We start from the raw sequence: 435 nt of genomic DNA, 5'->3' as shown, positions 1-435 counted from the left end.
GCCCGTTGCTCCTGTTGGGCCCGTTGCTCCTGTTGAGCCCGTTGCTCCTGTTGGGCCGGTTGATCCCGTTGGGCCGGTTGGGCCAGTTGTTCCTGTTGGGCCCGTTGCACCAGTTGGGCCTGTTGCACCAGTTGGACCGGTTTGGCCAGTTGCTCCTGTTGGGCCCGTTGCTCCTGTTAAGCCCGTTGTTCCTGTTGGGCCGGTTGATCCCGTTGATCCTGTCGGGCCTGTTGAGCCTGTTGATCCCGTTGATCCTGTTGCTCCCGTTGGGCCGGTTGATCCTGTTGGGCCTGTTGGGCCGGTTGATCCCGTTGGGCCTGTCGATCCGGTTGGGCCGGTTGATCCTGTTGGGCCTGTTGGGCCTGTCAATCCTGTTGCTCCTGTTGGGCCCGTTGTTCCTGTTGGGCCGGTTGAGCCTGTTGCTCCTGTTAGGCC

Annotated in this window: 1 protein-coding gene; it reads right to left on the bottom strand. The window is 62.1% G+C overall.

Annotated elements, in window-relative coordinates; genetic code table 11:
• A partial coding sequence (locus CN601_RS21765) for a hypothetical protein (RefSeq protein WP_179865643.1) occupies positions 1-435 on the bottom strand: 435 nt, incomplete at both ends.

It is taken from the genome of Bacillus sp. AFS017336, assembly GCF_002555445.1.
In the GTDB taxonomy this organism is placed as follows: domain Bacteria; phylum Bacillota; class Bacilli; order Bacillales; family Bacillaceae_G; genus Gottfriedia.
This window is presented reverse-complemented; position numbering and strand designations above follow the sequence as displayed.